This is a genomic window from Pseudomonas sp. TH41, assembly GCF_016650695.1.
Classification (GTDB): domain Bacteria; phylum Pseudomonadota; class Gammaproteobacteria; order Pseudomonadales; family Pseudomonadaceae; genus Aquipseudomonas.
On sequence record NZ_JAEKFH010000003.1, the window covers coordinates 1,500,225 to 1,514,016 of the forward strand.

11 protein-coding genes are annotated in these 13,792 nt (G+C 59.0%); 9 read left to right on the top strand and 2 right to left on the bottom strand.

The window, feature by feature from the left end:
* Window positions 1-103 precede the first annotated feature (103 nt).
* The 9 genes from JFU37_RS09565 (at window position 104) to JFU37_RS09605 (ending at window position 12,128) form a co-directional block, all read left to right on the top strand.
* Window positions 104-1,645, top strand: a complete 1,542-nt coding sequence (locus JFU37_RS09565) for a Fic family protein (protein WP_201115065.1) — start codon at window positions 104-106, stop codon at window positions 1,643-1,645.
* A 173-nt stretch (window positions 1,646-1,818) separates the two neighbouring features.
* A complete protein-coding gene (gene prmA, locus JFU37_RS09570; RefSeq protein WP_201115066.1) occupies window positions 1,819-2,697 on the top strand; it encodes a 50S ribosomal protein L11 methyltransferase in 879 nt (292 codons plus the stop codon).
* A 30-nt stretch (window positions 2,698-2,727) separates the two neighbouring features.
* On the top strand, window positions 2,728-3,939 hold the full coding sequence (locus tag JFU37_RS09575; RefSeq protein ID WP_201115067.1) for a DUF3426 domain-containing protein: 1,212 nt from the start codon (window positions 2,728-2,730) through the stop codon (window positions 3,937-3,939).
* Window positions 3,940-4,124: 185 nt separating this feature from the next.
* On the top strand, window positions 4,125-5,135 hold the full coding sequence (dusB, locus tag JFU37_RS09580) for a tRNA dihydrouridine synthase DusB (protein ID WP_201115068.1): 1,011 nt from the start codon (window positions 4,125-4,127) through the stop codon (window positions 5,133-5,135).
* Window positions 5,132-5,452: a DNA-binding transcriptional regulator Fis gene (gene fis, locus JFU37_RS09585; RefSeq protein WP_007907419.1), complete on the top strand. Its 321-nt coding sequence runs from the start codon at window positions 5,132-5,134 to the stop codon at window positions 5,450-5,452. The genes dusB and fis overlap by 4 nt, the downstream gene beginning before the upstream one ends.
* An 81-nt stretch (window positions 5,453-5,533) precedes the next feature.
* Window positions 5,534-7,141: a bifunctional phosphoribosylaminoimidazolecarboxamide formyltransferase/IMP cyclohydrolase gene (purH, locus tag JFU37_RS09590; protein ID WP_201115069.1), complete on the top strand. Its 1,608-nt coding sequence runs from the start codon at window positions 5,534-5,536 to the stop codon at window positions 7,139-7,141.
* Window positions 7,142-7,294: 153 nt separating this feature from the next.
* Complete coding sequence (purD, locus tag JFU37_RS09595; RefSeq protein WP_201115070.1) at window positions 7,295-8,590, top strand: phosphoribosylamine--glycine ligase; 1,296 nt, start codon at window positions 7,295-7,297, stop codon at window positions 8,588-8,590.
* A gap of 99 nt (window positions 8,591-8,689) precedes the next feature.
* A complete protein-coding gene (locus JFU37_RS09600) occupies window positions 8,690-11,467 on the top strand; it encodes a response regulator (protein WP_201115071.1) in 2,778 nt (925 codons plus the stop codon).
* 64 nt (window positions 11,468-11,531) lie between these two features.
* Window positions 11,532-12,128, top strand: coding sequence for a MarC family protein (locus JFU37_RS09605; protein WP_054044032.1), 597 nt, complete (start codon window positions 11,532-11,534; stop codon window positions 12,126-12,128).
* Here the strand turns inward: JFU37_RS09605 and JFU37_RS09610 are convergent.
* On the bottom strand, window positions 12,097-12,843 hold the full coding sequence (locus JFU37_RS09610) for a hypothetical protein (protein ID WP_201115072.1): 747 nt from the start codon (window positions 12,841-12,843) through the stop codon (window positions 12,097-12,099). The genes JFU37_RS09605 and JFU37_RS09610 overlap by 32 nt on opposite strands.
* Before the next feature lie 55 nt (window positions 12,844-12,898).
* Window positions 12,899-13,678 (bottom strand): hypothetical protein, encoded by a 780-nt coding sequence (locus JFU37_RS09615; protein ID WP_201115073.1) that lies wholly within the window; start codon window positions 13,676-13,678, stop codon window positions 12,899-12,901.
* Window positions 13,679-13,792: the final 114 nt, after the last annotated feature.

Sequence of the window (13,792 nt, forward strand, 5' to 3'; positions counted from 1 at the left end):
TTTCATCCACGCTCTGCGGGGATTAACTGACAGGCGTTCGCCTATCTGGGCTGGCTATAATCGCCCTCTAATCATCGCAACGCCGACGAACCAGAGCCCGCCCATGCCTGAAAAACTGCCAATAAACCTGAACGACCTGCTGCGTCAGCGGACAGTCGAGAGCGAGCGAATTGAATACAAAACGGGTTGGAATCCTGACCCGATCATTCGCACGCTCTGCGCCTTCGCCAATGACTTTGAAAATCTGGGCGGTGGTTATGTGGTGATTGGACAGGATTGTGACAGCAACGGCCAGCCTGTTTTTCCTCCGTCGGGTCTTGCAGATCAGACCCTCGACAAGATCCAGCTCGAGCTGTTGGCAGCCTGCCAAACAATTCAACCGGCCTATTTTCCGGTACTGAGTTTGGAGGAAGTCGACGGCCGCAAGCTAATCGTATTGTGGGCACCGGGCGGCCAAAATCGCCCCTATAAAGCCCCGGCAGCGGTGACAGCCAAATACCGGAGCCTGCATTACTACATTCGCCGCTACAGCAGCACAGTGGAGGCCAAGGGTGAAGCCGAGCAGGAGCTCTTGAACCTCGCTGCAAAGGTGCCTTTCGATGACCGCTTCCATCTGGGGGCCCGTGTCACCGACCTGTCCAAACCGCTGATGCAGAATTTCCTGCAAGAGATTGGCAGCGCCCTCGCAGAAGACGCTGACCACCTGTCAATCGAGACCTTGGGCCGACAAATGAATGTCGTGGGCGGTCCAATCGAGTCGCCATGGCCCAAGAATGTCGGCCTGATGTTCTTCAGCAATGCTCCCGAACAGTTCTTTCCCGCTACGCAGATTGACGTGCTGTGGTTTCCCGAAGGTGCCGGGGGCGACCGCTTTGACGAAAAAATTTTCAAAGGCCCTCTGGCAACCATGACCCGAGAGGCTCTGGCCTACATCCAGCGTAATTACCTTCATCAAACGGTCATCAAATACCCGGACCGTGCCGAGGCGACAAGGGTCTGGAATTTCCCGTATGCGGCGCTTGAAGAGGCGCTGGTCAACGCCGTGTATCACCGTTCTTATGAAGAACGCGAACCGATCGAGGTTCGCATCAGCCAGGAAGAACTTGTGATTTTGAGCTTCCCGGGACCCGACCGATCAATTCGCCTGGAAGACCTGCGAGCGGGTCGTGCAGTAAGCCGCCGCTACCGCAACCGACGAATTGGGGAATTCTTGAAAGAGCTGGATCTGACCGAAGGCCGCTCGACCGGAATCCCGAAAATCCTCAAGGTCATGGCTGCCAATGGTTCGCCCGCCCCGCTATTTGAAACCGACGACGAGCGGATTTCGTACGTCGTGCGACTGCCCGCACACCCTCAATCACACAGTTCTGATGCAACGACCATGGAAGTCACCATGGAAGTCACCATGGAAGTCGCTGCGCTGCTGAAGGTTATTGATGGCGATATGAGCAGGCAAGAACTTCAGGCATCCATGAACCTGAAAAACGCCGACCACTTCCGCAAGGCTTACATACTGCCGGCCATCGCTGCCGGGGCTCTTGAAATGACACTCCCCGGGCTACCTAACAGCCGCCTGCAACGCTATCGTCTAACGAGCAAAGGCCTGCAGTGGCTCAGAGCCAATAATGCAGGGAACCAGCATTAAGATGTGATCCAGACCAACAAAGCCGCTTTCGAGCGGCTTTGTTGGTCTGGAGATTGCTGAACACCGAAGCCCCTTTGTGGCGATCCGGTCGTCTTCTGGCGCGCGCTCGCGTAAACTTGCGCGCTTCTCGCAGCCCGCTAGGCTGCAATCAATATTTTTCAAAGGTGCCCGCCATGCCTTGGCTGCAAGTCCGTCTCGCCATCAGCCCAGAACAAGCCGAAACCTACGAAGACGCTTTCCTTGAAGTGGGTGCCGTGTCGGTGACGTTCATGGACGCCGAAGACCAGCCGATCTTCGAGCCGGAACTCAACACCACGCCGCTGTGGTCACACACTCACCTGTTGGCCCTGTTCGAAGGTGGCACCGAAGCCGCCAGCGTGCTGGCCCACCTTGAGTTGCTGACCGGCAGTCCGCTGCCCGAGCATCATAGCGAAGTCATCGAAGACCAGGATTGGGAGCGCAGCTGGATGGACGGCTTCCAGCCGATGCGTTTCGGCCAGCGCCTGTGGATTGTCCCGAGCTGGCACGCCGCGCCTGAGCCTGATGCGGTGAATCTGCTGCTGGATCCGGGCCTGGCGTTCGGCACCGGCACTCACCCGACCACCGCACTGTGCCTGGAATGGCTCGACGGCCAGGATCTGAAAGGCTGCAACGTGCTGGACTTCGGCTGCGGCTCGGGGATCCTGGCGATCGCTGCCCTGCTGCTGGGCGCCAAGGAAGCCGTCGGCACCGACATCGATGTGCAGGCGCTGGAAGCCTCCCGCGACAACGCCGGACGCAACAACATCGCCGAAGCCTTGTTCCCGCTCTATCTGCCAGAAGATTTGCCGCAGGTTCAGGCCGACGTGCTGGTGGCGAACATCCTCGCCGGCCCGCTGGTTTCCCTGGCGCCGCAACTGTCCAGCCTGGTCAAGCCGGGCGGTCGCTTGGCGCTGTCGGGCATCCTCGCCGAACAAGGCGAAGACGTCGCCAAAGCCTACGCCCAGGACTTCGATCTGGACCCGATTGCCAATCGCGATGGCTGGGTGCGCATTACCGGCCGTCGGCGCTAGAATGGACGCCTGCATAAACCGGATCGCCGCATGACCGACAGCTTCGTCACCCAGTGCCCGCATTGCCAAACCAGCTTCCGTGTCAGCCATGCTCAGTTGAGCGTGGCCCGCGGAGTAGTTCGTTGCGGCTCGTGCTTGCAGGTGTTTAACGCCGCCAAGCAATTGCTTGAGCAGGCCGGCAAGGAAGCGGTTGTGCCAACCGCCCCGCCCATCGTCGACGCGCCGGAGCAACGGGCCATCAGCCTGAAGCAATGGACCGCCTCCGAACTGGACCTGGACAGCCTGGACCTGGACGAAGAACTCGCGCGCCTCGAGCAGCGGGAAATCCAGCCGACCACCGAATTCGGCCGGCACCGCGAAGACAGTCTGAGTGCTCATCGCGACAACCCCGAGACCGAAGAACCCTGGTCCGACAGCCTGTTCAGTGAGTCGGCTGCCGATCGCGCACGGACCGCCGAAGACGACTTGCCGGAACTGGAACTCGAGCCGAGCAACCACGAGCGCACCGAACCTTCGCTGTCGCTTGAGCCGGTCGAACTGGATGACGAACCTCAGCCGCCACAGCTGCGCCTGCACGACCCGCTCGACCCCCCGACTCATCACGAACGCCTGTCGGCAACCGACGAGATTGACGACGACCTGCCGTCCATCGCCCCCCTGCGCAAGCGCCGCGAACGCAGCGAACCGGCCATACACGCCGAGGTGCTGCAGGACCTGACCGATGATCCGCTGCAACTCGATTGGCAAAAGCGCCGCTCACCGTGGGGCCGCCGGTTTTTCTGGCTGCTGCTAATCCTGCTCGGTGCCGCCGGTCTTGTCGGTCAGTACGTCGCCTACCATTTCGACGAACTGGCACGCCAGGACCAGTACCGTCCGTGGTTCCAGCAACTGTGCCCGCAAATCGGTTGCACGGTGCCGTCCAAAGTCGACATTGCGAAAATAAAAAGCAGCAACCTGGTGGTTCGCAGTCACCCGGACTTCAGTGGTGCCCTGGTGGTCGATGCGATCATCTACAACCGTGCGCCCTTCTCTCAGCCGTTCCCGCTGCTGGAACTGCGCTTTGCCGACCTCAACGGTCATCTGATCGCCAGCCGTCGGTTCAAGCCCGGCGAATACCTCAACGGCGACCTCGAAGGCATGGTTGAAATGCCTCCGCAAACGCCGATCCACATTGCGCTGGATATTCTCGATCCAGGCCCTAAAGCGGTGAACTACAGCCTGAGCTTTCATTCACCCGAGTGAAACGGTTCACCGTTCAAGGATTGACGGCAGCTTTCTGACTTTGCCTGCGGGAACCAAACCGCTGGCGATAACAGAATAACTGTTCAGATTTTGTTCAATTCAGCCTTTATCCAGTCATCGAGAGCGGGTATCATGCCAACCCTTTTTCGAACTCTCATGATCCGGCCCCACACCAGGGAAGTCCTATGTCGGCGGTACGCATCGGTCCATACACATTGCATAACGGTTTGATTCTCGCCCCTATGGCGGGCGTCACCGACCAGCCCTTTCGTCAGCTGTGCAAGCGACTGGGTGCCGGGCTTGTCGTCTCGGAAATGGTCACCAGCGACATGAGTTTGTGGAACACCCGCAAATCGCGCCTGCGCATGATCCACGAAGGTGATCCCGAGCCACGCTCGGTACAGATCGCCGGTGGCGATGCACAGATGCTGGCGGAGGCGGCCCGGGCCAACGTTGAACTGGGCGCGCAGATTATTGATATCAACATGGGCTGCCCGGCGAAGAAGGTCTGCAACAAGGCCGCCGGTTCCGCCTTGTTGAAGGACGAAGCACTGGTGACCGAGATCCTGCAAGCGGTAGTCGCTGCAGTCGATGTGCCGGTCACGTTGAAGATCCGTACCGGCTGGGACCGGGACAACAAGAACGGCCTGACCGTGGCGAAGATCGCCGAGCAGGCAGGCATTACGGCGTTGGCGGTCCATGGCCGCACCCGTGCCGATTTGTACACCGGTGAAGCCGAGTACGACACCATTGCCGCGATCAAACAGGCCGTGTCGATGCCGGTCTTCGCCAACGGCGATATTGATTCGCCGGAGAAGGCCCGGTACGTGCTCGACGCGACCGGCGCCGATGGACTGTTGGTTGGACGGGCTGCCCAGGGGCGGCCATGGATTTTTCGCGAGATCGATCATTTTCTGCGTACCGGTGAGAAACTCCCGGCACTGGAACTGATCGAGGTGGAACGCATTCTGCTAGAGCATCTGGCCGCACTTCACGTTTTCTATGGAGACGTTATGGGTGTCCGTATCGCTCGAAAGCATGTGGGCTGGTATCTCGCAACCTTGCCGGGCGCCAGGGAGTTTCGCGCCCACTTCAATCGTTTGGAAGATACGGAAGCACAATGCGCCAACGTTCAGAGCTTCTTCGCCGAACGTTATAAGAGCCTGACAGGGGACGGAGAGGGGGTGGCCGCATGACGATGATGACCGAGACTTTAGTGAGTGGAACAACACCCGTGAGCGACAACGTGAATTTGAAACAGCACCTCAATACGCCGAGCGAAGAAGGTCAGACCCTTCGCGGGAGTGTCGAGAAGGCGCTGCACAATTATTTCGCCCACCTTGAGGGCGCTGCCGTCACGGATGTGTACAACCTGGTGCTCTCCGAAGTCGAGGCTCCCCTGCTCGAGTGCGTGATGAACTACGTCAAGGGCAACCAGACCAAGGCCAGCGAGCTGCTCGGGTTGAACCGGGGCACGCTGCGCAAGAAACTCAAGCAGTACGATTTGCTGTAAGCATTCAATCAAACCAGAAAGGCGCCCGCGTAAAAACGGTCGCCTTTTTTGCTGACTCCTTTGCTTTTGATGGAAATTGAAATGACCGACCAGACTACCCGCCTGCCGATCCGCCGCGCCTTGATCAGCGTTTCCGACAAGACCGGGATCCTCGAATTCGCCAAAGCGCTTGAAGCCCTGGGCGTCGAGATCCTCTCCACCGGCGGAACGTTCAAGCTGCTGCGCGACAACGGTGTCGCCGCAGTGGAAGTCGCGGACTACACCGGTTTCGCAGAAATGATGGACGGTCGGGTGAAAACCCTGCACCCGAAAATCCACGGCGGGATCCTCGGTCGTCGCGGTATCGACGACGCCATCATGAACGAGCACGGCATCAAGCCGATCGATCTGGTCGCGGTCAACCTGTACCCGTTCGAAGCCACCATCAACAAGCCAGGCTGCGACCTGCCGACTGCGATCGAGAACATCGACATCGGCGGCCCGACCATGGTCCGTTCGGCAGCCAAGAACCACAAAGACGTGGCCATCGTGGTGAATGCCAGCGATTACGCCAACGTCCTCGAAGGCCTCAAGGCCGGCGGCCTGACCTACGCTCAGCGTTTCGACCTGATGCTCAAGGCCTTCGAACACACCGCCGCCTACGACGGTATGATCGCCAACTACATGGGCACCGTGAACCAGGCCGCTGAAACCCTCACCACCGAAGGTCGCAGCGAGTTCCCGCGCACGTTCAACAGCCAGTTCGTGAAGGCTCAGGAAATGCGCTACGGCGAGAACCCGCATCAGAGCGCGGCGTTCTACGTGGAAGCCAAGCCTGCCGAAGTTGGCATCGCCACTGCGACCCAACTGCAAGGCAAAGAACTGTCGTACAACAACGTGGCCGACACTGACGCCGCGCTGGAATGCGTGAAGAGCTTCGTCAAGCCAGCGTGCGTCATCGTCAAGCACGCCAACCCATGCGGCGTTGCCGTCAGCCCGGACGCCGAAGGCGGCATCCGTCAGGCCTACGAACTGGCTTACGCTACCGACACCGAATCGGCGTTCGGCGGCATCATCGCGTTCAACCGCGAGCTGGATGCTGAAACCGCCAAGGCCATCGTCGAGCGTCAGTTCGTCGAAGTGATCATCGCGCCATCCGTCAGCGCAGAAGCCCGTGCCATCGTGGCAGCAAAAGCCAACGTGCGTTTGCTGGCCTGCGGCGAGTGGTCGGCTGATCGCGCCGCGGCGTGGGACTACAAACGTGTCAACGGTGGTCTGCTGGTGCAGAGCCGTGACATCGGCATGATCGGCGCCGATGACCTGAAAGTCGTGACCAAACGCGCCCCGACCGAACAGGAAATCCACGACCTGATCTTCGCCTGGAAAGTCGCCAAGTACGTTAAGTCCAACGCCATCGTCTACGCCAAAAACCGTCAGACCATCGGTGTCGGCGCGGGCCAGATGAGCCGCGTGAACTCCGCCCGTATTGCCGCGATCAAGGCTGAACACGCCGGTCTGCAGGTGCAGGGCGCGGTCATGGCTTCCGACGCGTTCTTCCCGTTCCGCGACGGCATCGACAACGCGGCCAAGGTCGGCATCACCGCGGTGATCCAGCCAGGTGGTTCGATGCGTGATAACGAAGTGATTGCTGCAGCCGATGAAGCCGGCATCGCCATGGTCTTTACTGGCATGCGCCACTTCCGTCACTGATAGCACCGCTTTCACCTGTAGGAGCGAGCTTGCTCGCGATGAACGATACGTCGCCGCGTTGTTTCAGACACCCCGCGTTATCGTTAACCACCATCACGAGCAAGCTCGCTCCTACAGAGTTTCCCGAATTCAGCGTCATCCGAGGTTTTTGAAATGAATGTTTTGATCATTGGCAGCGGTGGCCGTGAACACGCCCTGGCCTGGAAAGTGGCTCAGGATCCGCGCGTACAGAAAGTCTTCGTTGCCCCGGGCAACGCCGGCACCGCCATTGAAGCCAAGTGCGAGAACGTCGCTATCGACGTGCTGGCCCTTGAGCAGCTGGCCGACTTTGCCGAGAAGAACGTTTCCCTGACCATCGTCGGCCCGGAAGTGCCGCTGGTCGCGGGCGTTGTCGATCTGTTCCGCGCCCGTGGACTGGACTGCTTCGGTCCGACCGCCGGTGCTGCTCAACTCGAAGGCTCGAAAGCCTTCACCAAGGATTTCCTGGCTCGCCACAAGATCCCGACTGCCGATTACCAGAACTTCACCGAGATCGAGCCTGCCCTGGCTTATCTGCGTGAAAAAGGCGCCCCGATCGTGATCAAGGCCGATGGCCTGGCCGCCGGTAAAGGCGTCATCGTTGCCATGACGCTGATCGAAGCCGAAGACGCCGTTCGCGACATGCTGGCGGGCAACGCATTCGGCGAAGCCGGGTCGCGGGTAGTGATCGAAGAGTTCCTCGACGGCGAAGAAGCCAGCTTCATCGTCATGGTCGACGGCAAGAACGTGCTGCCAATGGCAACCAGCCAGGACCACAAACGCGTCGGCGATGGCGACACCGGTCCAAACACCGGCGGCATGGGGGCTTACTCCCCTGCCCCGGTGGTCACCAGCGAAGTGCACAAGCGTGTCATGGACCTGGTGATCTGGCCGACCGTGCGCGGCATGGCCGAGGAAGGCAACGTCTACACTGGCTTCCTGTACGCCGGCCTGATGATCGACAAGGCTGGTAACCCAAAAGTCATCGAATTCAACTGCCGTTTCGGCGACCCTGAGACCCAACCGGTGATGCTGCGCTTGCAGTCGAGCCTGGTGTTGCTGGTCGAAGCGGCCCTGGCGCAAGCCCTGGACAAGGTCGAAGCGCAATGGGATCCACGTCCGAGTGTCGGTATCGTGCTCGCGGCGGGCGGCTATCCAGGTGACTATGCCAAAGGTGTGGCCATCAACGGCCTGGATGCAGCCGCGGCACTGGAAGGTAAAGTCTTCCACGCCGGCACCGCGCTCAAGGACGGTCAAGTGGTGACGGCCGGTGGTCGGGTGCTCTGTGCGACCGCCATGGGCACCAGCGTCGATGCGGCCCAACAGCAGGCTTACAAGCTGGCGGCCAAGATTGATTGGGAAGGCTGTTTCTATCGCAAAGACATTGGCTACCGTGCCATTGCCCGCGAGCGTGGCGAAACTCAGGAATAAGACAGCCATTCGGCCAGGCAAGGGCTTCGGGCCCTTGCCGGACTATTCCGGCGCCGCGCATAGTTATAATCTGGCATCAACCTACGAAGGGATTTCGCCGTGCGCTGGCTCAGGATTGCCATAGGTTTCACCGTCACTCTGCTGACTTTGCTCTGCATGCTCCCGGCCATGGCCGCGCAAGGCAGTGGCTGGGCCGTATTGCTCGACGACCAGGGCGATCTGCAGCTCAGCGACATCCGTTCCGCTCGCTACACCAATCAATTCAGTCCTATCGAACTGGACCACCTCACGGCCGCCGAGCCCGAAGGTGCGTTGTGGTTGCGCTTCAGGCTTGCACCCGGCAAGCATGAACAGCTACTGCGGGTGTTCGCGCCCGACCTGTCCCACTTCAATCTTTATGTGCTGGACGGCGATACGCTGATCGAGCATTTGAACACCGGCACCGAGCAGCCCCCGGGTGAACGGCCGTTGCCCAGCAGCGACGTCCTGTTGCCGCTACCGCAAAGCGACAAACCACTCGACGTTTACCTGCGGCTGGTCTCCGATCACCAGTTGAGGCCTTACATCACGCTGCAATCGGCAGTCATGGCCGCTGCCAATCAGAACCAGACGTTGATTTACGGTCTGCTGTTCGGTTGTATCGCCATGCTGATCCTGCACAACCTCATCCGTTACGCCTACACCCGCTCGCGCAGCAGCCTTTGGCTGGCCGCCTGCGAAGCGTTATTGATGCTCAGCCTGCTGCTGTTGCTGAACCTGGCCGGGCCCTGGTTGCCGGACTGGCGTGCAGTACAAACGCCCGGCGCCTACCTCGCCCTGCTGCTGACGGCACCGTGCGGGCTGATGCTTGCCTATTGCTTCTTCGCCCCACTCGGCCCACACCCGCTGAACAAAGTGCTGCTGGGCGACATCCTGCTCATCATTGCCAGCGGTCTGCTGCTGCTGTTCGTCAACACGCTGCCGCTGAACATCATCACTTACGCACTCGTCGCCCTCGCGGGCCTGACCATGTTGTTCGTCAGCGCCTGGCACTGGCAAAAAGGCTATCGACCGGCACGGCTGTTCGTGGCGGCCATGGTGGTCTTCAATTTAGGCACGCTGATTATCCTGCCGGCTTTGCTGGGGCTGACCCTGATTGAGCCACAAGGATTGATCACCATCCTGTTGGTGTTCATCTGCATCAGCGGCCTGTTGATGAGCATTGCCCTGAGCGAGCGCCAGCGCAGCATCACCGAAGACCGTTTCAGCATCAGCCGCGACCTGGCCGCCAGCAACGCCGAGATCAATGCCAAGGCCGAATTCCTGGCAAAAATCAGTCACGAAATCCGCACCCCGATGAATGGCGTATTGGGCATGACCGAGCTGCTGCTGGGTACGCCGCTGTCGGTCAAGCAGCGCGACTATGTGCAAACCATCCACAGCGCCGGCAACGAATTGCTGACGCTGATCAACGAGATTCTCGACATCTCCAAGCTCGAATCCGGGCAGATTGAACTGGACGACGTGCAGTTCGATCTCAACGCCTTGATCGAAGACTGCCTGAGCATCTTCCGCGCCAAGGCAGAGCAGCAGAATGTCGAGCTGATCAGCTTTATCCAGCCGCAAGTACCGCGGGTCATCAGCGGCGACCCGACGCGTTTGCGCCAGACCCTGCTGAGCCTGCTGGAAAACGCCCTGAAGAAAACCGACGAAGGCGAAATCCTGATCGTTGTCGCGCTCGACGAACGCAGCGCCAAACCGCGCTTGCGCATCGCCGTGCAGGACAGCGGTGAACCCATGGACGCCGAAGAACGCGATGCACTCATGCACGCTGAACTGCACAGCAAGAACTTTCTCTCGGCCACCCGCCTCGGCGGCAATCTGGGGTTGGTGATTGCCCGTCAGCTGATTCGCTTGATGCACGGAGAATTCGGCATCAAGAGTGGCGCCAACCAGGGCAGCACCCTTTGGCTGACCTTGCCGCTGGACGCTGACCGCCTCGAACACCCGACGTCCGACCTCGACGGCCCACTCCAGGGTGCACGGGTGTTGGTGGTGGACGACAACGACACCTGCCGCAAAGTGCTGGTGCAGCAGTGCAGCGCCTGGGGCCTGAACGTCAGTGCCGTCGCGTCCGGCAAGGAAGCGCTGGCGTTGCTGCGCACCAAGGCCCACTTGCGCGACTACTTCGACGTGGTCCTGCTGGACCAGAACATGCCTGGCATGACCGGCATGCAACTGGCGGCAAAGATCAAGGAAGACCCAAGCCTGAATCATGACATCCTGCTGATCATGCTCACCGGCATCAGCAATGCGCCAAGCAAGATCATCGCGCGCAATTCCGGGATCAAGCGCATCCTCGCCAAACCGGTGGCCGGCTACACCCTGAAGACGACGCTGGCGGATGAATTGAACCAGCGAAACAAGGGCCTCTCCGTGTCGCAGCTCCCCCCCACCGGTCCGACGTTGCCGGTCAAGGTCCCCAGCGATTTCCGCATTCTGGTGGCCGAAGACAACAGCATCTCGACCAAGGTGATTCGCGGCATGCTGGGCAAGCTCAACCTGCAACCGGACACCGCCAGCAATGGTGAAGAAGCCTTGCAGGCCATGAAAGCCCAGCGTTACGACCTGGTGCTGATGGACTGCGAAATGCCGATCCTCGACGGCTTCTCGGCCACCCAGCAATTGCGCGCCTGGGAAGTCGGCAACCAGCGGATTCGCACCCCCGTGGTGGCGTTGACCGCGCATATCCTCGCCGAGCATAAAGAGCGCGCGCGCCAGGCCGGCATGGACGGGCACATGGCCAAACCGGTCGAGCTGTCGCAACTGCGCGACCTGATCGAACATTGGGTTGCCCAGCGCGATCAGTTGAACCGTGCAGCGACTCAAACGTCCTGAGCCGACAGACCCCGCAGCGCCTGATAGACTCCCCCTCGACTTCCCTCGCCAGTGAGCTTGCACCATGCTCCACGTGTTGTTCAGCGTTTACCTGAAGATGCTGGTGCTCTACAGCCCCTTCTTCGTATTGTCCTGTTTCATCAGCCTGACTCGCGGTTATTCGCGCAAGGAACAACGTCGACTGGCCTGGAAAGTGGCGGTCGCCACACTGGTTTCCAGCGTCTTGCTGTACCTGTTCGGACGGGTGATTTTCAGTGTCTTTGGCATCACCGTGGATGCGTTTCGCATCGGTGCCGGCAGCGTGCTGTTCATCTCGGCACTGGGCATGGCCCAAGGCAAGTCGGCGGTACAGACCGACAACGTGCAACAGGACGTGACCATCGTCCCGCTGACCATCCCCCTGACAGTCGGCCCTGGCACCATCGGCGCCTTGCTGGTGATGGGCGTCAGCCAGCCACACTGGGATGACAAACTCACGGCCATCCTCAGCATTGCCCTGGCCAGTTTCACCGTTGGCGTGGTGCTGTACCTGTCGAACCGCATCGAGCGCATTCTCGGTGACCAGGGTTTGCAGATTGTCAGCCGATTAATGGGGTTGTTCGTCTGCGCACTGGCGGCGCAGATCATCTTTACCGGGGTGAAGGGCTATCTGGTGCCATAACGGCGCCACAAGACAATGGCTCCTGCGATAGCTCGAGCCTTGGCCTGACTGCCATCAGCGTGTGCCCTTGTACAAAGGCGACGATGTGTTCCCGGCTTTTCGAGAAAGCCCTGGCGGCCATCTCGAATGAGTGATGCTTCACCACGATCGGTGAAGTGAAGCTACGTGTCGAAAATGCCTGTTCCAGACAGTGTTCTCCCACGCTTTGCTTCGTCTCAAACTCAAGGTAGAACACCTCTATGCGGGCATTCTGTGTGCTCACGGCAAACAGCAAGTGCACAGTAAAACGGCGCTCTTCTCCCCCGCCCGGAACCTTGACCGTACGCTGACTGAGTTGCTGCGCCTGAATGGACAAATCGGTCGGGAGGCGGGCCAAGTCGGCGATGGCTTCGCACGCCAACGCACACTCACTCTGCAACGACCGGCCTATCATCGCGCGGGTCATTACCTCCGTCAGCGTGACGCTGGTCTGGTTCTCGAACAATGGCTGCAGGACTTGCTCTCGCCTGAGAGTCCAGGCGGACTGCTTAAGGGCCTCGATAAAAACACTGTGCCATTGCGAGAACTCGCTGGCATTCGGAAACTTGCTCGACGCTTTCAGTCGGGAGGCGAGCAAAGAATACAAAATATCGCACTTCATTTGTTTATATAATGAAACCGACAAAACACTTAACAAACCGGAATCGATAAAAGACTCCTGACGATGACTTTCCATGTCTCACTTCCCTATAAGAAGCGAGAGCTTCCAACCGCGAAGCTCTCGCAAAAATTTACAGCGGGGTCTTGAAGTACTCCAGCCGACTCCTGTCGACCTCAGCCTGAACAATATCCTTGACCACATTATAAGCGCGCCGATTCAATGTACGGCGCGTTGCGGCGTTATACACTTTCACTTCTTCGCCCCGATATTTGAAAAACAGTATTTTGGTAATAAGTTCGCGCGACTCCATTTGCATGGCGCACGCAATCATGGTTGGCCGTCCTCCCAGAGAAATACAGGGCACCATTTGAAAGTTAGCCGCCTTATTCTTTTTACTTTTGATTTCAACCAGCCTTATTGCACCTTCATTTTTTTCAAGGGCGTTCAAGGCTGAAGAAATCAGCGGTAAAACTTTGAGTTTATCCGCCCCGGCGACCAGCGCGATGATCTGCAGTGCAGCCTCATCCATGGTGAAGTCGAGTTCCCGACTGATGTACTCCTTGTACGGGTCGTTCATGGTTGGCCAACCGCAATTCGTTACGGCCTTGCTGTACTCGCGATACCACTCGCGACGTTGGGTTTCCCGATCGAAGAGCTTGTCGGCACGAAGTTCCGCATAAAGAACAGTATCGTCGAATGCCTCGCGGTCCTCCTCAGACAGCGCTTCATCATACGCAGCGATGGTCGAACCCAAAACAGCAGCCGAGTCGTTCCCCTCTTGCCTGGAAATACTGTTTGAACGTGCCATTCGCGCCATAGGAACAGATTGAGTCGACACCTCGCCCAGCCCAAAATATTCCGACTGTGCCGCATAATCAAAATTCAAATCAATTGCTTTACTTTCAATCATCCAACTTAACTCCTTGTTATTAACTTAGACTGCATCTTGCAGTCCCGTAAAACCTAACAAGCAACCCCTCTTCAGTCAAACCAACAAACGTATAATATTATTTAATAGCGCACA